This is a genomic window from Flavobacterium sp. W21_SRS_FM3 (genome assembly GCF_052113625.1).
Lineage (GTDB): Bacteria > Bacteroidota > Bacteroidia > Flavobacteriales > Flavobacteriaceae > Flavobacterium.
Map to the genome: position 1 here is coordinate 173,169 of NZ_JBGQOD010000002.1, position 23,990 is coordinate 197,158.

At 33.3% G+C, this 23,990-nt stretch carries 16 protein-coding genes; 3 read left to right on the plus strand and 13 right to left on the minus strand.

Annotated features, from left to right (window positions below):
- Nucleotides 1-153: 153 nt before the first annotated feature.
- Together ACEN2K_RS04275 and ACEN2K_RS04280 are read right to left on the minus strand one after the other, a co-directional pair.
- Nucleotides 154-1,872: a tetratricopeptide repeat-containing sensor histidine kinase gene (locus tag ACEN2K_RS04275; RefSeq protein WP_441758081.1), complete on the minus strand. Its 1,719-nt coding sequence runs from the start codon at nt 1,870-1,872 to the stop codon at nt 154-156.
- A 50-nt stretch (nt 1,873-1,922) separates the two neighbouring features.
- Nucleotides 1,923-2,156, minus strand: a complete 234-nt coding sequence (locus ACEN2K_RS04280; RefSeq protein ID WP_441758082.1) for a hypothetical protein — start codon at nt 2,154-2,156, stop codon at nt 1,923-1,925.
- A gap of 344 nt (nt 2,157-2,500) precedes the next feature.
- On the opposite strand from ACEN2K_RS04280, the gene ACEN2K_RS04285 reads away from it, so the two are divergent.
- Nucleotides 2,501-3,373, plus strand: coding sequence for a hypothetical protein (locus ACEN2K_RS04285; RefSeq protein ID WP_441758083.1), 873 nt, complete (start codon nt 2,501-2,503; stop codon nt 3,371-3,373).
- 312 nt (nt 3,374-3,685) lie between these two features.
- The gene (locus ACEN2K_RS04290) at nt 3,686-4,252 is read left to right on the plus strand and encodes a helix-turn-helix domain-containing protein (RefSeq protein WP_441758084.1); all 567 of its coding nucleotides are present in this window, start codon (nt 3,686-3,688) and stop codon (nt 4,250-4,252) included.
- 77 nt (nt 4,253-4,329) lie between these two features.
- Here ACEN2K_RS04290 and ACEN2K_RS04295 read toward each other — a convergent pair whose 3' ends face one another.
- The 9 genes from ACEN2K_RS04295 to ACEN2K_RS04335 form a co-directional block, all read right to left on the minus strand.
- Nucleotides 4,330-5,013, minus strand: a complete 684-nt coding sequence (locus tag ACEN2K_RS04295; RefSeq protein ID WP_441758085.1) for a phosphonatase-like hydrolase — start codon at nt 5,011-5,013, stop codon at nt 4,330-4,332.
- Between the two features lie 2 nt (nt 5,014-5,015).
- Nucleotides 5,016-6,173, minus strand: a complete 1,158-nt coding sequence (locus ACEN2K_RS04300) for a TIGR03364 family FAD-dependent oxidoreductase (RefSeq protein ID WP_441758086.1) — start codon at nt 6,171-6,173, stop codon at nt 5,016-5,018.
- Nucleotides 6,157-7,461 (minus strand): DUF5690 family protein, encoded by a 1,305-nt coding sequence (locus ACEN2K_RS04305; RefSeq protein WP_441758087.1) that lies wholly within the window; start codon nt 7,459-7,461, stop codon nt 6,157-6,159. Before ACEN2K_RS04305 ends, ACEN2K_RS04300 begins: the two co-directional genes overlap by 17 nt.
- A complete protein-coding gene (locus ACEN2K_RS04310; RefSeq protein ID WP_441758088.1) occupies nt 7,461-8,561 on the minus strand; it encodes an alkaline phosphatase family protein in 1,101 nt (366 codons plus the stop codon). The genes ACEN2K_RS04305 and ACEN2K_RS04310 overlap by 1 nt, the downstream gene beginning before the upstream one ends.
- Nucleotides 8,562-8,609: 48 nt before the next feature.
- Nucleotides 8,610-10,121, minus strand: a complete 1,512-nt coding sequence (locus ACEN2K_RS04315) for a SusD/RagB family nutrient-binding outer membrane lipoprotein (RefSeq protein WP_441758089.1) — start codon at nt 10,119-10,121, stop codon at nt 8,610-8,612.
- A gap of 11 nt (nt 10,122-10,132) precedes the next feature.
- Nucleotides 10,133-13,216, minus strand: coding sequence for a SusC/RagA family TonB-linked outer membrane protein (locus ACEN2K_RS04320; RefSeq protein ID WP_441758090.1), 3,084 nt, complete (start codon nt 13,214-13,216; stop codon nt 10,133-10,135).
- A 255-nt stretch (nt 13,217-13,471) separates the two neighbouring features.
- Complete coding sequence (locus tag ACEN2K_RS04325; RefSeq protein WP_441758091.1) at nt 13,472-16,276, minus strand: hypothetical protein; 2,805 nt, start codon at nt 16,274-16,276, stop codon at nt 13,472-13,474.
- 503 nt (nt 16,277-16,779) lie between these two features.
- Nucleotides 16,780-18,528, minus strand: coding sequence for an ABC transporter ATP-binding protein (locus ACEN2K_RS04330; RefSeq protein ID WP_441758092.1), 1,749 nt, complete (start codon nt 18,526-18,528; stop codon nt 16,780-16,782).
- Between the two features lie 93 nt (nt 18,529-18,621).
- On the minus strand, nt 18,622-18,978 hold the full coding sequence (locus ACEN2K_RS04335) for a winged helix-turn-helix transcriptional regulator (RefSeq protein WP_441758093.1): 357 nt from the start codon (nt 18,976-18,978) through the stop codon (nt 18,622-18,624).
- A gap of 123 nt (nt 18,979-19,101) precedes the next feature.
- Here ACEN2K_RS04335 and ACEN2K_RS04340 point away from each other — a divergent pair, with 123 nt between their 5' ends.
- Entirely contained in the window at nt 19,102-19,851 is a 750-nt protein-coding gene (locus tag ACEN2K_RS04340) for an SDR family NAD(P)-dependent oxidoreductase (RefSeq protein ID WP_441758094.1), read from the plus strand.
- 778 nt (nt 19,852-20,629) lie between these two features.
- On the opposite strand, the gene ACEN2K_RS04345 is transcribed toward ACEN2K_RS04340, so the two are convergent.
- Complete coding sequence (locus tag ACEN2K_RS04345; RefSeq protein WP_441758095.1) at nt 20,630-21,808, minus strand: acyl-CoA dehydrogenase family protein; 1,179 nt, start codon at nt 21,806-21,808, stop codon at nt 20,630-20,632.
- Nucleotides 21,809-21,835: 27 nt separating this feature from the next.
- Nucleotides 21,836-23,986, minus strand: coding sequence for a 3-hydroxyacyl-CoA dehydrogenase NAD-binding domain-containing protein (locus ACEN2K_RS04350; protein WP_441758096.1), 2,151 nt, complete (start codon nt 23,984-23,986; stop codon nt 21,836-21,838).
- Between the last annotated feature and the right edge of the window lie 4 nt (nt 23,987-23,990).

Here is a 23,990-nt window from a genome sequence, read left to right on the forward strand (position 1 = left end):
AAATTAGTAGTTAAAAGGGGGCACCATCAAACTGTGATCTATTTTACATCTTAAATTTCATCAACAATAGGTTCACTAATAAATAGAAATAATACCCCAATCATTGCAATTTATATCATTTCCAATAAAAGCTTATGTAAACATGTTTCTATCCTATTTAGGAATAACTATTTTAGCTTTAAAACCTTTATTGGTTTGTGAGTCAAAGGTAAGTATTCCGTTAACTGCCTGAATACGGTTTTCCGCATTCTGCAGACCATTTTTTAAAATGAGCTTCTCCGAGAAACCAACACCATTATCTGAATAGCTAATTTTGAGCGTATTTTTCTCTACATCAAAACCAATGATTACAAAACTAGCATCACTGTATTTTTTCATATTTACCATAAGTTCTTGTAATACTCGGTATATCGCAATCTTTTTTTCTGTTGCAACTTTTGACCAATCAATGGGGTTTCCAATTTTAATAATAACTTCGGTACTTATACTTTTATAGCTATTGAGCATTTGTTTTAAATTTTGTTCAAAATTTGCTCCCGTTTCTATAGGACTATTCACTTTAGAAAAATTTCGCGTTCTAGTATATATTTTATCAAGATTTGCCAAAAGGTTTTCTTTTCTAATTGGATTCTGCAAATCTTGGGTTTCAGCAAAAGTCATGGCATAAAAAACATCGTTAGCCAGTTCATCGTGGAGCTGTTTGGATATTCGGGTTTCAGTTGTATAACTCGCTTGTAGCTGTTCCCGTTTGGTTTTATTTTTATAATAATTGATTATAAATACAGTCCCACCAAGTAGTAAAACAAATCCAAAGAAGAAGAGGTGTTTTTGGTTTTTTTGTGTCGCAAGTTGCAAAAGGATTTCTGCTCTTTGCCCCTTATATTTGATGTTTTCCAAAATTGCTTTTTCAGAATCATATCTAATTTTAGCAAATTTATTTTTGGCGTTACTCCTAACTTTTTTAATACTATCGTTTAGATTTAAATACAAAACGGCGTATTTATTAGTCCCTTGTTCATGATTAAACGACATTAATAAACCCAAAGCATCCAATCGTTCATCAATACTGTGATGTTTCGTTGCTTCATTGTAAGCTTGCAATGCATAACTTTTTGATTTTTGATAATCTTTATTTTCATAGTATTCAGCTAAATGCAAATAGCTTTCGATACTACCATAGGAATCTTTGCTGTTAGTTCTCATTGCTAAAGCCTGATTCATTAAAGCTAAACCTTTAGGAATCTGATTGTCTTTGTAATAAGCAAATCCTAGGTTATCCATAACTCTCGCTTTTTTATTCTGCAATGAATCTAAAAGGGCAGACGTTAAAAAGGGCTCTAAAAGTATTATCGCTTTTTTGTACTTTTTTTGTTCCATATAAACAGTAGCGATATTATTAAGAACAGCCACTCTAGACACTGAATCTTTTACCGTCTTTAAAATTGTGGAATAATAACGAACGGCTTCATCGTAATTTTTTAGTTCTTTGGCTGCGATTCCAAATAAATTATTTGCCGCCACCTGATATTGCAAATCGTTGCTTATGTATGGCAGAGATTCGGTCAATGTTTCTTCGCTACTATAGTAATCACCATAGGTCTGTTGGATATGTGCCATTCCAACTAAATTGTAGGCAATATAGCTGCTGTGGCCCTCTTCTTTAAAAAGTTCTGTTGATTTTAAATAGTAATAAAAAGCACTATCCAGTTTATTTTCCTTGCTAAAGGAATCACCCAATTCTGAATATTTTTCGGCTATCTTTTCTTTCTGAGTTTCTTTATAATTAGAAGTATCAGCACTTTTTTTTTCTTTCTTTTGACAAGAGATTATAAAAAGCAAAAGCACTAAAATAAAAAACGGGGAACGTAACATATAATGTTTTTTCCCCGAAATTAGTATTTTAATACAATTACTGCATTAAATTATGGTTTTTTTGGAGGTGTTATAATAATTATTTCGTCCCCAGGACCGTCACTTGCCATAATAGAGCTTGGATTAGATAAGTTACTTGTACCGGTTGCATTGAAGTTAAGACCCGTTTTATGAACTCCAGAACTTTTTGCTTGAGGACTTGAACTATCAATACCATCCGCTTCGCACGATACCATGACAACGGCGGTTACTGCAATAGCTGCTGTAAAAAATATTTTTTTCATAATTTTAATTGTTAAAAATTGGACATAGGTGTGGCCGTTCGATAAATGAAATCGAATAATTAGTAAGAAGCACACCATTAAAATGAGAACTGTTTTTTGGGTTGCGGGAAGTAATGTGGACTAGTACGGAATAGCTTAATTATACTTCCCGGAATAAAAATTCTGTTCTGTATAGCCTCACATGTATAGAAGTAGTTTTGTACATTTGTTCGTATCGCGAAATAGAACAAGAACTAATTCTGAAGCAAAGAAAAGACGCTTCCGCAATAAAATTGATGCGGAATTCCTATTATTCCCAACAATGCCGTGGTTTCCTTGAAATTCCTAAAAATTCCTTCAAGCTTATGATGAAAAATACTTTAGAAGATTACAGAGCGGCGGTTAAAGTCAAATATGAGAATGAAAAAACTGGAAGCTATTCTAGTTTTTTGCTAAGTCCTTCTCGTGCCAAATTAAGAAAATTGTGTGGCGAGTTATTTAAGAATAATTCTAACACTGATGACTTAAAAAGTTTTTCTGCATTTTTCCATTTTGATTATACGTTAAATTGCTCCAATAGATTAAAAGAACAAACAGATAAATTTAGGCCTATTGAAACATTCTTTAAAGGTGAAACAGATTTAAGTGATATTGAGGCAGTTAACATTGCAGCCATATTAGTCGATTTTAATCCAAGGCCATACCTTAAATTTGCTAAACAAGAAGCTATAAAAAAAGAGTTCATAACCAGTACTAATTTAGATAGTGCAGATACTGATGATGTTTTGTTAAATTCTACGATTGTTAGAAGCAATAGAAATGAAGAACCAATTCAACCCCAAAATTTTGTTAAGAAAGAATCAACTTTTTTTCAAAACAAGCTAATCTTTTCTGTATTGATTTCAGTAATAATCTTGATTGCTATTGGATACACTTTTTTACCCAAAAAGGAATGCATGCAATGGCAACTAGACCATTATGAAGCAGTTGATTGTGAATCTAAAGCAGTTGGTTTTGTAGATTTGTATTCAACAATGCCTTTAAATAAAAACATGCTGAATTTTAGAAAAATTAAAATTTGCGATACCACGACTTTTTTTAAAAATAATAAACCAGTAGTGTGGTATTGTAAAACGGATAATCAATTGTATTTTTTTAATGGACCTGGATTTAACCCTGAAAATGAAAAGCCTTTAAAACCGATTACGCAATATATGATAGATAAATATTTGAAGTAAACGGAAACAGCTGATGTGTATTCTTCTTATATGAAAATAAGCATAAAACATAGATCTTTTGTATCGAGTATTTTGTTTTAATATATATATTGCTTCTGTCTAAGGTTACAAATAGTTATTAAGGTGGTTACTGTTGTAGCCAAGGTTTGCGCGTTAAATCTAAATCTATAAACAACTTTCCTAAATAAAATTAAAGCAGCTATTCCTATTTTGTAAATGCTATATAAATGATTTGACGGTTTAAGAAAAATGTAGTTCTTCCTTTTTTATATCAATTGAAATATAGATATTCGTATTAAATACAAAGAATCCATGAATGATTATTTAATAGGTATAGGAAAGAGAATTAAAGACATTCGAAAAAAAAATAAAAAAACTATTAATACAGTTGCCTCTGATGCAAACGTAAGTAATGGACTGATCTCAAGAATTGAAAACGGTAGAACCATTCCTTCTCTACCTGTTTTACTGAGTATTATTAATGCCTTGGAAGTTGAAGTCTGTGATTTTTTTGAGGGTATGTCTAATAGTCCTGAAAATAGTTATATCATCTCTCGTAGTCAAGATAATGCAATGATCGAAAAAGAAGATGATGCTAAAGGCTTTGCCTATAAATATATTTTCGGAAAACAACTTTCTTCTTTAGGTTTTGAAGCTGTGTTGCTTGAAGTACAACCGAATTCTCAGAGAGAAAAAGTAGAAACAGATGCGTATGAATTCAAATACATACTTTCTGGAGAATGTTTCTATACTATTGGTGATGAAGAAGTATTATTAAAAGAAGGCGACTCTATTTTTTTTGATGGAAGAATACCCCATGTCCCAATCAATAGAAGTAAAACAGTCGCTAAAATGTTAGTAATTTACTTTTTTATTTAATTCTCGAAAAAGCTAAAAAAAACTCTCCTATTTAGTTAATCAAAAAGGAGAGTAAAAAAAACAAAAAATGAAACAAATTATAATAGTACAGCTCTTAATTCAATTATATTATCCATTATAAAACTAGGATTCGCCTTTTGAATTTGTTCTCTAGTTTGCGCTCCAGAAAGGACTCCAACGGTTATACCACAATTGGCATTTTTGCCCTCTTCAATATCTATTGCGGAGTCTCCCACTTTCATTACTTTTTCAGCATCAAGGACGCCCGTATTTTTCATAGCCAATAAAATCATATCCCCTTCTGGTCTTCCATTTACTACATCATTAGCAGTTACTAATCCATCAATAGTTTCTCCAACAATCCAGCCTAGCTTATTTAATAATAAATTAGCCGTTTTACGATCATAACCCGTATTTAAAACTACTTTTATATTACTACTTCTTAAATCTTTAAAAAGTTGCTCTGTCCCTTCAAAAGTTTTTATTTCTAAAGTATTGTAGGCCATTTCTAAAGCTGTTTTGAAATTAGTAAACACTTTATCTGCTATAGCATCAACAGAAATTAATGTAGTACACTCTTCTAAAACATCTCTTATCGCTTGGTGCTTTTCCTTTCCGGCTGCATATTTTAGGACTTCAGTTAAAGTGACACTATAGCCTTCGTCATTAATTAATTTTTGTACTGTTTTGTATACAACATTGTCCTCATCTACAGTTGTTCCGGCCATATCAAAGACGACCAATTCTATTTTTTTTATCATTCTTATGTATTAAAAATTTCATTAATATTTTCTTTTGAAAATCCAGCACTACCCGTCATTCCTTTTCCTCCTATTCCTGTTATAATATGAATATTGTTCCCTATCGTATGCTCAAATATATCTTTGGTTTTGCATTGGGAATACATACCATACCATCTGCTTTGAATTTCATAATTGGGTAAATCAATAATTTTTTTTGCTTCTTGTATCATGAAATTATCAATATCCATGTCTAAGTCAAAACCCAAATCATCTTTGTTTTTTGCATCAGCATACTGATGAGAATCGCCCAAAATGATAGAACCATCAGCTGCCTGTTTAAACAATATATGTATACCCCATTTCTTTTCTAAAGCATCGGGATTTTCTTTTGCTTTTATCGAATTAAAGGAAGGACATTCATAAAATGCCTCATACCTTCTAATAGACAAACCAGTAAGTATTGATCCTGGAAGAACATATTTTTTTTGTGGCTTCGTCTGCATCATTTGCAACTTAGAAACCTCTAAATCACTTTTATTAAAGAGTTCTGGATACAAATTTTTAAACTCACTACCGTTACAAATAATCACCTTGCTTGCAGAGAATTCTAAATTAGAAGTACTCAAAAGTGTAACTCCATTTGGCGTTGATTCACAATTAATAATACTTGTATTTGTAATTAGTTTTAAACCCATTTTCAAAGTCATAAACTCTTGTAATCTGTAAATCATCGTTCGTGGCTCAACAGTAACTTCTTCAGGAAAAAATAATCCTGCCTTTACATAATCAGATCGCAAACCCTGATATTTATCTAAGCATTGCTGCTTAGTCAACAAATGAGATTGATAATTATTGGATTGATTGATTTGATACAACTCTTCTATAAGTTGAATTTCTTCTTCGTTCGAAGCTAAATATACTGATCCATTTTGCCGAACTGAAATATCAAATTGGCTTTGAATCTCTTTATAAATATTCAAACTCTCTCTACCATAAGTTTGCCATTTTGAGTCCATTCCAGAGGGAACTACTTGTCCAAAATTTTGAATAGTCGCTCCTATTGGCATTTTATCTTTTTCAATAATAGCAACTCTAAGCCCCTTCCTTAAAGCGTGATAGGCGTGAAAAGTTCCTAAAACTCCACTACCAATAATTATAAGATCATAAACTGGTTTCATCTAACACTAAATTTAAATTTACACTATACCTTTTATCTTTTTTAAATTTTCTATTCAAATAAAGAGTGGAACTGATGGTTACAATGATTCCAATTCCTGCAACGAAATAGGCACAGTCCATATAAAAGTCTATCCAGGATAAATCATCTTTTCCAAAATTTTTATATAACAAAATACTTACACTTCCTAAATAGCCAAAAGCATCGGCAAGATAAATAAGGAAACCAGCGTTGCCTTTGATTTTAAATGCTCCTATAAAACGGTCAAAAAACAGACAGTTAAAAGGCACATAACAAATGTATAATCCAAAGCCCGAAATTACCATCCATGTAAATGGGTCTAGTCTCCCGGAATGAAATATGTATGTTGAAAAACCTAACAAAATGGATCCAGCCAAAAGTAAAATTTGATAAAAGTACAAGGCCTTCTTATTGTCTCTTAAATAAAAGGCAAAACCCAAAACTAATAATACAATAAAAGCGATCAATGTTTCTGAAGTGGAATAGACCGATACATCTCCTTTATACCCATTGGCATCCCATAATTCACGGGAAAAATTATCCCTAAAATCTCTAAAAGCAGTTAAAAAGGTATAAAACAAAACCCAGATAGTAATGGGATATAAAAATTGTTTTAACAATTTCTTCCTGTCTTTTGTATTCATAGGAACACGTTCAGAGCGCAGTTCGATATCTTCTTGAGTTGGCTTTGGAATTTTTTCTAATAACCAAGTAAAAAACAATAAGGGCAAGACAAATAATGCACCTGTAACTGAAGGCATCCAAAACTGAGAAAAACCCCAAGAATTCATCACGAAAAATCCGACCGATTTCACTACACCACTTGAAACGATGAAGCTGGTACTCAAAGCTACCCCTAATATTTCAGTAAATTTTCGGCCTTCTATGTATGAAAAAACAATTCCCCAAATCATTCCCAAGGGAACACCATTAAAAAACATAAAAATAACATTATAAGGTTTTGGCACTAGGGCAAATAATACTAACGCAGCTTCAGCTATTAAAATTAACCCCAACAAATAATAAGCACGTTGATTTGCTTTTAATTCTGAAACAACTTTAATTCCAATAAATTTAGAAAGCACATAACCCAATACTTGTGCGAAAATTAAAATAATTTTATAATCAATATGGAATACTTCCATCCCTTCAAATGTGGCTACACTAAATGGTTTTCTAAAGGCATACATACAAAAGTATACCCCAAACGAAGCCAGCGAAGCGTTCAGTACAAAAGGGATATTTGATTTTTTCGCTAACTTTTGCATTAGTTTTTGAATACTTTTATCGCTTTTCCTTTCATTTCAGCATCTATCAATTTGCTGTCTAAAACTTGTAAAACGGTTGGTGCAATTTGAATGCTAAACAACTGTTCTGCTTTTTTAACTTCGCCTAATACCTCAACATTATTACCAAAAGCAACTAACCAAACTTGGTCAGCCCCAACGATATCTGATCCATGACTTTTCCATGTTTTTAATGGCACAGTTCCGCGTCCATGATCCGTAGAAAGAATAAAAACAGTATTGTCTTTATAGAAAGGATCACTTTGTGTAAAATTCCACAATTGTTCTATCAAAGCATCTGCAGTGCGTGCCGATTTTAAATAAGCATCGTATTGTCCTTCATGAGCAAAATCATCCGTTTCGCCATAGGAAATATAGACCAACTCTGGATGCTCTTTTTTCATGTACTCCAAAGCATAATTTGACGTAAAAGCATCTAATCTTACAGATCCCCAAGGCGACGGAACTTTATCTTGCAGGTCGTTTAAAAACAATTCTCTATCGGAAAGCTTTTTAGATTTAGCTGTTTCAAAACCTGCATTTACAGGAATTCCAGAACGCTCTGCATTTATAATAAAAGGAAATACATCCCAGCTACCAAAAGCAGCTACTTTGCCCTTGTATTGTGGCATGTTATTAATTTTCTCTAAAACTGTCGTATTAGGATTATTAATCTTACTGTTACTATTAATTCTTTTATCGTCTGCTGATCCTGATAATATTTCGTTATATCCAGGATACGAAAACCACATGGTATTCGTCAAATTAACATTGCTTCCTAAGTTTCTGTTTCCGTGAATTTGTCCCATTGAAACCACTTTGTTCCAAAAAAAGGGCATTAACGCTGCTCTTCTATCTTCAGGAGTTGCTCTCCAAAATTTTTTCTTTAAATCCAATGTGTCTTCAACATATTCCTTATTAGCAATCAGTTTGGCATCAGCACCAGTAAAAAGTTCCTGCCAACGGAAACCGTCTAAAGTAATTAGCACAATTTTTGTTTTTGGGGATTCTAATTTCTGTTGTGCGTGAATTCCCAAAAAGAATAGTGTAAATAAGCTTGTCAGTAAAATTGATTTTTTCATTTTATTTTATTTTTTTGATTTTGTAGCATTATTGAACAAACCAGTTGCCTATTTAATCAGCCACATTGCTGCATTGATATCATCGGAACCTCCAAATTGCGAACTTAATGCAGCTTTAACATTTGCAGTATTGTTCTCAAATTCACTTACAGGGTATTTCCAACGCAAAGGAATTTTCGCTCCATTATTATTTGCAGGTCCAATATCAAAAGTTGGAACGCCTGTTCTTCTATAATTAAAATAAGACTCGCGACCCGAATTATTAAAAAACGCAATGTATTTTTGAGTCAAAATCTGATTCAATCCAGTTCCATTATTTCCTTTATAAACAACATTTGTATTTAAAAGAAACGTATCTATATCGGCTTGCTTTACACCATAAAATTGCATTGAGGCTTTAATGCCATTCAAATAATGACTTTCAGCATCACCTCCAGTAACCCATCCTCTATTTATCGCTTCTGCAATTGTAAATTCTTGTTCAGAATAACCAATTTGAATGTAGGGTTCACCTTTAAAATTACTGTAATATCTAGATTCATTAGGATAGCTATATTTACCTGCATCAGAATCAGTTTGCATTTGCCCTTGGTCATCACCAGTTTTAGCACCAATATAGGCATTCAAACTTTTTGGATCATTTGCTTTAAAGTAAAACGCAGCTGGATCTGCAACTATATAGATTCTTGGGTCATTATTATTTTTAAGCAAGTTTAAATACGTCGCTCCCATAATATTTCTATTTCTGTTAAACCCATAATTACTAGGGTTCAACTCATACCTATTCCCTTGTTCATCAGCAAAATTGCGAACCATATTATCATCTATTCCTCTTAATAAAGGATATTTGGAAGGATTAGAGATTATAGCATTAAATTTACTTGCAACATTTAATTCACTATTCTTTTTACTTAGATTAATCAACACTCTTAAATGAAAAGAGTTAATCGTTCTTTGCCATTTGTCTAAATCGCCATTAAAGAAAAAATCTCCTAAAATTCCCGAAGTACCTACTTGTGCTTGTGCTGCAGTAATTTGATCGTTTGAAGCTTCTAACAAATCCAAAATAGCCGTATAAATATCTTGTTGAGAATCGTATTTTGGCTGCGTAATTGCGGGATTAGCATCGGCTTTTAATGACTCGCTTAGTGGAATATCTCCAACTCGTTTAGTCATATAATCATAAAAATAGGCTTTAAAAAACTTAGCTAAAGCCTCGTATTTATCTTGATTGTCAAGACCTTTAGCCTCCTTTTCCATGGCAATAACATTAGCCAAGGTTTTGTATCTATAACTATTTATAGCGCCCCAATTATAATCTTGGTTTCCATAGTAATCAAATGAAATTACCCAAAACTGATTGTCTCTTTGAGCATCACTCCATGGTCCTTCGCCTCCAACATTGTTTACTACACTTAACACCTCCGACAACAACATTGACGGCGGCACACTTGTTGCTTTGTTTGGATCATCAGTTAAATCATCAAACTGAGTACAAGAAAACAGGAGTACTGATGCCATTAAAAGTGTTAATCCCTTTTTTAAATTATATGTTTTCATCTTTTATTTATTTAGAACTTAAGGTTAATATTTAAGCCGTAACTTTTTACAGTTGGCGTTTGCAATGGCGATCCTTTTTCATCATTAAACTGATCTAAGTCAATATCTTTATGTTTAGCGAAATAAATTAAATTCCTTCCTATTAAAGATATAGAAGCATTGTTAATAAACGTTTTAGATAAAACTTTCTTAGGAAATACATAGGTTAGATTAACTTCTCTTAATTTAAAAAATGTTTTGTCTATAATGTTTGCTGCTGTTTGACCATTGTATGATTTTGAAAAATCTTGATAGAAGATTTTTGTTGTATTTGGAGCAAAAGTACGCGTGTCTGAAAGTACATTTCCTTCTCCATCTGTAGTCAATACTCCAGCTGTAACCACAACTGCATCTGCTACATATGATTTTATTCCTTGAACATCATTAGCTCTTTCTGGAGTATCAGTTCCTATTTGTCTACCACTTTGCCACATTTTACGTGCAACATAATCTTCAATTTTCCCTCCATATCTACCATCTAATGAGAAATCCAATGAGAAATTCTTGTAACTAATATTATTTGCTATACCTGCTGACCAGTCCGGTGCTGCATAACCAGCTTTAGTTTCGTAAGCATTTTTTAATGGTTTACCATCAGAACCAACAATTAATTGCCCGTCGGGAGTTCGCATAAAATCTGTGATGTAGTACGCATCTACTCTATCACCAATTTTAATTTTACCATTGTTTGTTATGTCACCATAAACCTGTTGTAAATATTCTTTATAGGCTGACCAATTTATTCGAACATTCCAACTAAAATCTTTCGTTTTTATAGGTGTTGCAGATACCGCTAATTCCCAACCTTTGGTTTTTGTAGTAATACCATTTTGTTTTTTTCCATTATATCCCGAAGCCTCAGAATACTTTAAATCAAATATTTGAGGACCATTTTTATTTTCATAATAGGTAAGATCAAAACCTAATTTATTATGAAATAATTGTGTTTCCATACCAAACTCAGTTGAGGAGTTAAAAGCAGGCTCTAAATCTTCATTGGATAAAACAGAATTTACATAGGCTGGATTATAAGTTGTACCGCCTACCGTAAAAGGGTTATTTAACGCATAAGTATTTAAGTTACTATATATGTCTAATGAACTTCCCACTTTTGCAAAAGAACCTCTAACTTTTAAGAAATCTATACTAGGAACTTCTAATACTTCACTTAAAACAGCACTTAAAGACACTGAAGGATAAAAGAAAGTATTATTTTTCTCTGGTAATCTAGAATCTTTATCAATTCTACCTGTTGCACCTAAAAATAAGAACGATTTATAAGAGAAATCAGCGGAGGCATAATAGCCATACGTTTCGTAGTGACTTCTATAGTTTGTAGGTTGAACTGGAGTTTGCGTATTACTTAAGGTATAAAGTCCTGGTACTATCAAATAGTCTGTAGTTGCATAGGAATTTCTTTCTTTTTGAATATTTATATTTGCTCCTAAAGTAGATTTCACAGCAAAATCGCCAAACTTATTATTATAGTTCAACATTAAATCAGTGTAGCTTTTTAACTTATAGTCGTACCATTCTTTATAATCTCCTTGCGCTTTTTCTCTACCGTAGGTAGTCATCGAATAAGGGAATTTTTCATTACTGAACTCATTTTCCAAAGCTGCATTAGTTCTTACACTGGCGTCAAAATTATCAGTTATTTCATGTTTAAGGGTTACTTGTCCAGTAAAATCATTTGTTTGTTTACCTTTCAACCATTCATAAGCCATAAAATAAGGATTGTTGTAGCGTGTGTATTCAAAATTCTTTTGTTGAATACCTTCCTTACCTTCTTGCCAATAATTTCTAAGATCTCTAACATCATAATCAGCACCTCCCCAAATAAGCATATTGTATATGTAGCTATTTGGACCATACTCTACATTAGGATTGTTAGGTGATGTCTGAAAATTAAAATTAGCACTTGCGTCTATAGATGTTTTTTCGTTAAAGTTGTATTTACTACTTAAATTGAAATTATAAATATTCAGTTTTGTATTAGGATTAATCCCTTTTTGATAGGTATGTGACAAGGAGAAACGAACATTTCCCTTATCAAATTGAGATGCTATGGCAAGATTACTTGTTTCTAAAATCCCCGTTTCCATAAAGTTATTAAAATTATTTGCCCCTCTTGCTAGCCAAGGTGTAGGTATTAAATTACCACTTGCATCTAATGGACTGTCGTATTGTGTAATCAATTGACCATCAAATCGAGGTCCCCACTGATCATAATCTGCATCATTGATACCACCTCCTTTACCATCTTTAAAGGCATAATTCCCATAAGATCCCGGGCCATAGTTATTTTGTGTTTTAGGTACCGCATTGAATCCACCTTGAAATATGGTATTTTGATTAAACTCTACAACAAAACCCCGTGCATCTTTTGTGCCTCTTTTAGTAGTGATTTGCACAGCTCCATTCCCTCCATCAGATCCATATAATGCAGCTGCATTTGCTCCTTTTAAAACATTTATACTTTCAATATCATCTGGACTGATATTATAAGTGTCAGTCCCCAAAGGCACACCATCTACAACTATTAAAGGTTTTTTTCCACGTAAATATAATTTTGGTGCTGTGAAAAATTCTGCTGAAGAAGCCACTATCAAACCTGAAACTTTACCCGACAATGAGTTCATCACATTTGGATCTCTAGATTTTGTTAAATCACCTTTTACCTCTTGAACAGAATATCCTAACCTTTTTTTCTCTTTTTTGATTCCTAAAGCAGTTACCACAACTTCTTCTAAATTTTCAGAATTTGCTTTAAGTACTATAACAGCACTTTTCAATTTTGATGTATTAAAATCAACTGCATTAAACCCAATGTAAGAGATTGTAATAATTTCATTTCCCTTTGGTATTTGTATTTCAAAATTACCATCAATGTCCGTCACAGCACTAGTAGTTTTTCCTTTAATAAGGACTGTTGCTCCAGGTAGTGACCCATTTTGTCCATCAACCACCTTACCTTTAAACGGGGTTGTTTGCGCAAAAATTAATGATGTCGTCAACATCAATAATAAATTCATTACAGTTTTCAATTTTTTCATCAGATAATTAAATAGTTACTATTAGTAAATTTTACAAGGCAAATTTGATAAAATATTTACTATTAGTCAACTTTATAATTTTAAGAAATCTTTAACAGGGCATTATTGTATCATCAATTTAATGTTATATCATGCCGATCAAGTGTTTTATAAATGCGTTTATCATGATTAAAAAAAAAGCCAAACAAAATTATTATTGACAGGAATAATTTTGTTTGGCTGGTTAATAAAATAGAAATAATTATTAGTTAAATGCTATTTTTCTTTTTCTCTATTTTCTAATCGATAAGCATCTTGTTCCTTACTATCCCGAAACATATCTTCTACATTATCAATTTTAGGAGAATCCTTAAGTGCTTTCCAATTGAATTTTTCATCAAAAGGGTCTAGGGCCTTTTGAGGGTTAAAAACCTTAGGATCAACTTCTAAAGCATTGTACGGTTTATAATCTGGTGTAGTTGTAAAAAGATCACTTAAATCAGTTGCTCCAGCATCATATTGATTTAAATAAGGCATATCGAGAATATTCCAAAATGATTTAAATATACTTCCAAAACTATAATGTTGGTGACCTACATAATTTCTTTTGATCCAAGGAGAAATCAGCATCAGAATACTTCTATGTGCATCAATATGATCGACTCCATTTTGAGCATCATCTTCAGTAATCACGATAAGCATATTTTTCCAATAAGGAGTATGAGACAAGTACTCAACAATGCGACCCACAGCCAAGTCATTATCTGCCATATAGCTTTCTTTAAAAGGATATCCAGCCTCAGGTACATCTCCTGCTCCATGATCATTTGGTATTATAACTGTCGTAAATGGTGGCATAGTCCCTTTGCCATTCATCCATTTCATATTAAATTCTTTAATGAATTGATCTATCCTGAATTGATCAGGTATGGCGGTGTTATAAGTAGGATACATTTTAGAAGTCCTTTCAAATAAAGGTGCAGGCATTGGAAAATTAACGTATTGTTGAATTCCTGTATATTTAAACTCCGCTTTGTACAATGCTGGTTCAAACATGATACTAAAACCAAAATTATAAAAATCAACATTATGACGAGACAAATGATCCCACATAGAACCAGCTTCATTATAATCTTCTGGATAAATGGCTCCTGCCGCACCATTCATAGCAAAAACTCCTGGTGCTTTTGAATCTTCTTTAAAATTGCGGTTTCCCCCATAACTAGCAGCGGTAGCAGTTTCGCACCATTCGTTAGGATACGTATTAGTTAGCCAACGATGACCATCCGCTGAAACATCTGCATCTACATAAAAATTATCTGAAATACTAAATTGTCTGGCTAAAGCTAAGTGATTGGGCATAACGGTAGTATTAGATACAGAATCTGTTTTCTTTCGGTTTGAAAAAGAAGCATTTTCACCATATCTGGCTATTGTTGCATCTCCATCCCCTTTCTTAATCTGACCAAAAATTTCATCATAGGTTCTATTTTCTTTCGATATAAATACAATGTGTTTTATTGGACTTTCTTTCTCTCCGGGATATAAGGGAACAGGATTATCCACTCTGTTTTTCAAACTAGGATTTGTTGCATTGGTAAATTGAAAATTATTAGAAACCACCTGCTCGGTCATCTCTTGTAATTGTACGTCTTTTGGAATGTCAACTACTTGAACCGTTCCCTTCATCAAAGATCCAATATAACTTCCATCAGCACCTAATTTAAAATTTGCACCTCCATTTGGGCCACTTCCAAACCCTTTAGCATTAGCAATTATGAGTTTTTTTCCATCCCGACTCACCTCAATTTTAGAAGGAAACCAAGCTGTAGGTATGTGTCCTAAAACTTTCTGATTTGCTACATTTATTACTGCTACAGCATTTATTCCAGATTCTGCTACATACAAACGTTTTTTATCTGGACTTAAAGCCAATCCAAAAGGAATAATACCTCGAAAATGTTTTATACGATCATCCAATTTTAGCGGAATGGTATTCACTACAGAATCCTTCGCAATAGAGATTACTGAAATATTATCATTAGTACCATTACTAACAAAAACATAGTCATCAGTTGCTACAATTGAATTAGGACTAGAACCACCTACTGCAGGAATATCTTCCACTAATGCGCCAACCAAATTCCCTGTTTTTATTTTCGCAACAACTTTAGGATTTAAAGTATCCTCAATATTTATGGAAAATATAGAAAAAGCATCAATAGCATTAAGATCTCCTAACCCCTTAATGGCTATAGTGTCATTTTGAATACCCGTTTTCATTTCCTCTGAACCATAGGCGAAAGCTGGATAGTTTATTGATTTTATCTTGGCGTCTATTTCCTTACTTTCTTTTATATAATCGTATTCAAACATCCCAACATTAGCGACATATATTTTTTTCTCATCAGCTGATAAACATATTCCAAAAGGATAACGTCCGACGGGAACAGAATGAGTTAGCTTTTTTGTCTCCGTGTTTATAATTATCATCCTAAAACCAATTTGGTCCACAGCAAAAAGTTTTTTTCCATCTTTTGACAACTTCATGTCACCAATATACCCATGAGAATAATCAATACCCTCAGCACTAAAAGAGCAATCTATAGAGTCTTTCTTCACGCCTGTATTCAAATCAAATAAATATACTTTGTTCTCCTCTCCACCAGCAACATAGACCGTTTTATTATCAGGAGCTACTGCCAATCCCATGAATACAGAAGCCAAAACCCCTTTATCTGTGGCGGGACCGGGAGGAACTTGTTGCGCTACTGGATTATCTGACATAATATCACGAATAATGGTAATAGATAAAGGATTTGTTCCTGAATTAGCTGTTACTGCAATATTTCCGTTTGGACTTAAGGTCAATCCATAAGGATGTGGTGCAGTTATAATATTTTTTCCAGCAGCTGTAATAAAGCGACCATTCGGTATAACAGTTTTCCCTTTTTTATCAATTTTTGTTATTTGGTTTCCGCAAGGCGCACCTATAATCCACAAAGGTTTTTTTGTAGCAACAGGTTTAACTACACAAGCAGTAAACATAAGTAATAGTAGAACTCGAAAAATTATTTTCATCTTTGGTATATTTTGGATAGCCTACAGAATCTTTTAAAATTAGATTCAATGTTTAGGATTAATAGTGTGGTAACAATTATTCATTTTAAATTTATAAAAATTTACTATTGTTATATCCTTTTCTCTTAATTGCTGAAAACAAAATTAAAAGATTTTAATAATTTTCATGAATTTCACATATCAATCTACTGTTACCATACTGTTAGATTAATAATTTAAAAAGTGTTTTAGCCTAATTATATAAGACCATTTTGATATCTAAAACGTGAAAAACTCAACCTTATCTGACGATCTAGTTAAGTAGCTGTTTAAAGAAACTATTATAATAGGGACTATTTACTTAATAATAAGAAAGCAACTAAATATTTAACCTTACTATAAAATTAAAAAAAGACCTTAAAAACAAATGTTTAAAAGGTCTTTTATATTTATTCCGACAAAAACGTAAAAAATGCTTCTTCCCTTACGATTTAATATTAAATTATAATTTGAAAACGTCAACGCTATTTTCTCTCACCTATTTGTTGTCTCCACATTGCATAATAAAGTCCTTTTTCATCTAGAAGATCTTGATGTTTTCCTTGTTCAATGATGTGCCCTTGTTCTAGTACAAAGATTTTATCAGCGTGCATAATCGTTGATAGACGGTGAGCAATTAAGACCGTGATCTGATCTTGCTTAGATGAAATGCTTCTAATTGTTTTGGTAATTTCTTCTTCGGTAATAGAATCTAATGCCGATGTAGCTTCGTCAAACAACAATAATCTTGGATTTCTTAATAAAGCTCTTGCAATCGACAAACGCTGTTTTTCTCCTCCCGAAACTTTAATTCCTCCTTCTCCAATTGTGGTATTCAAACCGTTTTCAGCTCTTTCTAATAAATTCTGGCAAGCAGATTTTTGCAAAACATCATTTATTTCTTCATCAGTGGCTGTTGGTTTTACAAATAGTAAATTGTCTTTTATAGTCCCTGAGAATAATTGTGCATCCTGAGTAACAAATCCTAATTGTTGCCTCAACTCGGTTAAATCAATATCATTAGCATTCTTATCGTTATAAAATATGGCACCTTCAGCGGGTTTGTATAATCCAACTAACATTTTGACTAATGTTGTTTTTCCGCTTCCGGAAGGCCCTACAAAGGCAATTGTCTCTCCTGCTTTTGCTTCGAATGAAATATCTTTCACTGCGTAACTATTAGCGGTGATGTGTTTAAAGGAAATATGAGAAAACCTTAAGTGTTTAATAGCCCCGATAGTCTTAGGGTGTTGTGGTGTCTCTTCACTTTTTGAATTCATTAAATCTCCAAAATTATCCATAGAAGCTTTGGTTTCATTGTAAGTGGCAATCACATTTCCCAATTCTTGTAAAGGATTGAATAAAAAGAAAGAAAAGAACATCAACGTTATTAAATCTCCAGGTTTAATGATTCCCTGAAAAATAAACATATATAAAGCGAAAACTAGTCCTGTACGCATAAAATGAACCGTTGTTCCCTGAATAAAACTCAACGAACGAATAAAACGTACTTTCTTTAACTCTAATCCTAATATCTTGTTAGTGGTTGTATTTAAACGGTTCACCTCTTGTTCCGTCAAACCCAAACTTTTTACTAATTCAATATTTCTTAAAGATTCCGTTGTCGCACCAGCCAAAGCGGTTGTTTCTCCTAAAATTTGTTTAGAGACCTTTTTAATTCGTTTACCCAAAAAAGAACTTACTACAGCAATAACAGGAACGGTAGCAAGGAAAATAGGACCCAACAGCCAGTGAATATTAATCGCATAAATAACCACAAAAGTGATTCCGATGAGACTTTGGAAAACCATAGAAATAGACAAAGTGATAAACTTTTCACAATCTATTTTTACTTTTTGAAGCTTCCCTAAGGTCTCTCCACTACTCTGGTCTTCAAATTGTTGAAAAGGCAACTGCAATGCTTTTTGAATTCCATCAGTATACATATGTGCACCAGTGCGTTGAATAATGATGTTGGTAAAATAGTCCTGAAAGTTTTTGGCTATTCGCGAAAGCATGGCTGCTCCTAATGAAAGTCCTAACCATCCTAAAACGGCTTTTACAAACTCGGTATAATTGTTATTAAAATTGGCTACTCCTACTCCGCATTCATTAAGAAGTTTACCAATGATTATAGAATCATAAAGGGAAAAACATTGGTTGATGGCAGCTAAAAACAAAGCTAGAAATAATAATGGCTTATGCGCCTTGATGTAAGTATATAGTATTTTCATTGTAAATGTTGTAGAAAAAGAAGTGTAAAATTAGTACGTATTTATTTAATAATTTAATATTGAAAGTTAAAAAACACAATCTACAATTGTTGATCATTTTTTTTTTGAACTTTGTAATTCACATGCAACACTATCTTCATATTTAATATTCCAGTCAGAGATCGTTTTTAATATAGGAACTAATTCTAGTCCCTGTTTTGTTAATGAATATTCTACACGTGGCGGAATTTCTTTATAAGCAGTACGAGTTAGAATTCCGTCTTCCTCTAATTCTTTTAATTGTTCCGTCAATACTTTACGGGTTATTAAAGGAATAATGGCATCAAGCTGACCAAAACGGACCGTTCTATCTTGAATGACATTTATAATTATGGGTTTCCATTTATTCCCAATCTTGCTAATTGCCCTAGTTAAAGGACAATGGGAGCTACAAAATCTTTCATCTCTCATCATGATTTATTTTAAGTAGTTACCTGGTGGTAACCACTATTTAACCTATTAGTATCTTTTACATACTAATGATAGTATCTTTGTGGTACAAATGTAAAATTAATAATTTAAAAAAACTTAGATATGAGCAAATTAAATCATAAAGTAGTTATTGTAACTGGAGCCTCAAAAGGGATTGGTGCTGAAATTGCAAAACAAATGGGTGCAGCAGGAGCTAAAGTTGTTGTCAACTATGCTTCTAGTAAAGAAGGTGCTGATGCTGTTGTGGCAGAAATTGAAGAAAATGGAGGAACAGCCGTTGCTATTCAAGGAGATTTATCTAATTCAACAGAAGTAAAAAGCCTTTTCGCGGCAACTAAAAAAGTATTTGGTACACTTGACGTTTTAGTAAACAATGCGGGTGTATATCAATTTGCACCAATTGAAGATATCACTGAAGAAGAATTTCATCGCCAATTTAACATCAATGTTTTGGGTCCTATTTTAGCTACTCAAGAAGCGGTGAGGTTATTTGGCGAAAATGGTGGAAGTATAATTAACATGAGTTCAGTAGTGAGTAAAAATGCTTCTGCGATGGGCTCTGTTTATTCTGCAACTAAAAGTGCAGTTGATTCGCTTACACAATCATTTGCAAAAGAATTAGGTCCTAAAAAGATTCGTGTCAATTCTATATGTCCAGGTATTACAGAAACTGAGGGTACAAATGCAATGGAAATTATTGGTTCCGACTTCGAAAGACAAGCAGTTGCGAACACTCCTTTTGGTCGTGTGGGTCAACCCAATGATATTGCAAAAGTGGCTGTCTTCTTAGCCTCAGATGATGCTGCATGGATTACTGGTGAAAGTATTAGTGTATCAGGCGGACTTAAGTAATCTATTTAGCAGAACATACTAGAAAAAAAGCTGTAAATAACTCTTATTTACAGCTTTTTCTATAATTGATACACCATATTATTTGGACGTAGTATTCTTCCTGTAGCATGCCTCAGTCCTAAACTTCACTTTATCGCTATACTCTTGCGCCTTTACGCAAAGATTTAATAAAAATACTGAACAGCTACTCCATCTTTTTTACCCTGATGAAGAAATAGTTTTTCAACTAAAAGGTCCATATAAGTAGCCTTAGCTAAGGCTATCAGATGGTACATTAAATAACAACTCTTTAGCAGAAATTACCGTTAATAAATTTACTGCTACAAAAGAATAATTGGAAATAATAAAAAAAATAGCTCGCATAAATGATACAATCACACCTATAAATATTTCTTTAAACCATTCTGAAAGCTATCCCAATATGGCTTTTTATAAAACTCCAAATGCTAAATCTAAAGGACAACTCGTTCCGCCTCAAGAAATGTTGTCAAAATGAAATTTATTTCCCAATTGTTCACAAAATTATCCGTCTGCACATTTCGATAGGTCGTCGACTATTTCCTGAAAACTTAAATATAGCGGGAAGCAGCTGTACTACAATCGAATTTAATTAACTCTGTGAGAATAAGATTTTAAGACGTTTGAACCTTAACCATAGACTGTTTAAGATTATAACACAATTTCCTTTTCCTGGAAATCCTGTAATAGTGCAAGAGAGACTTTTTTGAAAGTAATGCCGAATCAAACAAACTCCTTTAATAGCTATTCGATTTAGAGTTTATCTCTTTTTCAATAAGCCACTAAAGAGACCACGAGCAATTACAATTTTCATGATTTCATTAGTTCCAGCATAGATACGTGCTACCCTATTATCAGCATACATTCGGGCAATAGGATAATCCCACATGTATCCATAACCACCAAACAGTTGCAAACATTCGTCAACTACGCTGCCGCACATATCTGTCGCCGAGTATTTGATCATGGAAGCCGTTTCGGTTGTTAATTGATGTTCTGCTAATAATTCAATACATCGGTCTAGAAATGTCTGATGAATTTGCAACTGAGTAGTGCATTCGGCCAGCTTAAATTGGGTGTTTTGAAATCCTGCAATTTGAGTTTTGAAAGCAGTACGTTCTGTGGTGTAAGCTACTGTGTCTTGAATAGCACCTTCTGCTGTTGCTACTGCAAAAATTCCAACAGTTAAGCGTTCCCGAGCCAATTCTTCCATCATAATCTTAAAGCCCATTTTTTCGTCACCAAGCCTATTCTCTTTTGGGACTTTCACATTGTCAAAAAACAATTCACAGGTATCTTGAGATTTCATTCCGATTTTTTTAAACGGAATACCTTTACTGAATCCATCCATAGTTGTTTCCATAATAAGCAAAGTCACTCCTTCCTCCTCAGTATTCACATTCGTTTTTACTGCAACTATTGCCATATCGCACATAAATCCATTGGTAATAAAAGTTTTTTGACCATTGACTAAATAATGATCGCCTTTATCCTCGGCAGTGGTTCTAAGGGCTTGCAAATCACTACCACAATTAGGCTCAGTCATTCCTATCGCAGTAATGATTTCTCCTTTAGCCATGAGTGGCAAATAGTTCTTTTTTTGCGCTTCAGTTCCGTATTTCAATAAATAGGGAGCCACAATATCAGAATGCAAAGAAAAACCCGGTCCGCTTATGCCTTTTTTGGCAAATTCTTCAATTAATAAAGCATTAAATGTAAAATCCAATCCCCCACCACCGTATGCTTCTGGCATATCAATACACAGCAGTCCTAACTCTCCTGCTCTTTTCCAAATTTCCCGGCTTACCATTCCATTTTTTTCCCATTCATCAATATGATCCATAATTTCAGTAGCGATGAATTCCTGAATCATGGATTGCATCATTTTATGTTCTTCAGATGCATAAATCTTTCTATCTAATAATATATTCTGTAACATATTTTAATATTTTTTAGTTTTTAATTTTTAGTTTTTATAGAAAACACGGTTGGTTCCCGCTATTTTAATTCTTTCTTTTAAGCTTTCGGGTAATTGAAAACGTTCCCCGTATTTAAGCGCTAATTTTTTGCTGTAAGCAGCAAATTCCGCTGCTCCTACATAATCAATATAGGACATCACTCCACCAGTATGAATTGGGAAGCCCAATCCTAAAATAGAGCCTACATCAGCATCTTTTGGTTCCCGAATTACACCAGAATCTAAGCATTTATAGGAATCGATAACCATTGCAAAAAACAATCGTCGTCCAATTTCTTCTTCGTCAAAATCAGTTTGAGTAGGATAAATTGTTGCCCATTCTTTCCAAATTGATTTTCTACCCTCTTTTGGATAATCATAAAAGCCTTTCCCTTCTTTTTTACCAGTTCTTCCATGAATTTCAATGATTGAAACTAATTTACTTTTCAATTGCATTTCGTGTTCATCTAAAGTTGGATCTTCGCTCATAATATCCAATATCAATTTCAAATTAACCTCATCCGAAACTGCCAAAGGTCCCACAGGCATCCCTATTTTTTTAGCCACATTTTCTATTACTGCTGGCGGAATGCCTTCAGTAAGCATGGCTATTCCCTCATTGATATATTTCCCAAATACTCTGGATGTAAAAAATCCGCGACCGTCATTTACAATTATCGGCACCTTTTTAATCGCAATTACATAATCTATGGCTGCCGCCAAAGTTTTATCGCTGGTTTCTTGACCTACAATAACCTCCACCAAAGGCATTTTTTCTACTGGTGAAAAGAAATGCAATCCAATAAATTTATCTGGTTTAGAAGAGGCCTCTGCTAGTTTTGATATTGGAATTGTTGATGTATTCGTAGCATAAATTACCTCCTCGTGAATTACTTTTTCAGTTGCATTGGTCACTGAATTTTTAAGCTTTTCATTTTCAAAAACAGCTTCTATAACCAAATCACAAGTGGCTAAATCAGCATCTGAATCCGAAGGTTTAATTTTTTGAAGTAAATCATTAATCTTAGCTTCAGTTGTAAATTCGTTACTTAGCTTTTTTTGTTCTTGTGTTTTTACATACTCTTTACCCTTTTCTGCTTTTGCAAGACTCACATCTTTTAGAACAACATCAAGGCCTGCCTTTGCATTTACATAGGCAATTCCAGCTCCCATCATACCTGCACCTATCACTCCAATTTTTTTAAAAGAGACATTATCATAACCTTTGGGTTTTGATTTTCCTTTAGCCGCATCATTAATATAAAGAAAGGAAGCGCGAATTATGTTTTTAGTTTCTTTACTAAACAAAGTGTCTACAAAATACCTCGCTTCAACTTCTAATGCTTTATTAATATGGCAAGCTGCGCCGTAATAAATAGCACTCAGTACATTTTTAATATGTGGTAGATTCCCGTGTGTTGTTTTGTAAGCCATCGCATTCGAAACACTAAAAAACTCACTTACACCCGAAACCTGCCCTACACCTAATGGAGTTCCCGGAACTTTAAATCTTTTATTATCCCATGGTTGCTCGCATGTTCCTTTGGTTAAAATCCAATTTTTTGCCAACGCAATAATATCGTCTTCTGGACTACAAACTGCATCTACAAGTCCATCTTTTAATGCTTGTTCTGCCCTTAATTTTTTGGATTGGGTAATGTATTGAATGGTTTTTTGTGAACCCATCATTCTTAAAAAACGCTGTGTACCTCCTGCACCTGGGAACAAACCTACAGAACATTCCACCAATCCTATCTGACTCTTAACATGATTACTCATAATCCTATGATGACATGCCAATGCGACTTCACAACCTCCTCCAAGTGCTAAACCATTTATCGCTGCTACGACAGGTTTTCCACAAGTTTCCATTTTCCTCAAATGAGTATTGGTTTCCATCAACATATCAAAACATTCCTGTTTGGATTTATCATAATTCAAAAACCATTTCAAATCGCCACCAGCAATAAAATCTTTTTTGGCGGAAGCAATAACAATCCCTTTTACAGCGTCATCTTCTATAGCTTGATTTATAATCGAAAAGAATTCAGCCATAGTAACCTCATTCATGATATTTACCGGAGAATCTGCCACATCCCAAGTGACGATTGCAATACCTTCTTTATCAATACTATATTTTATATGTTTACTATTATTCATAATC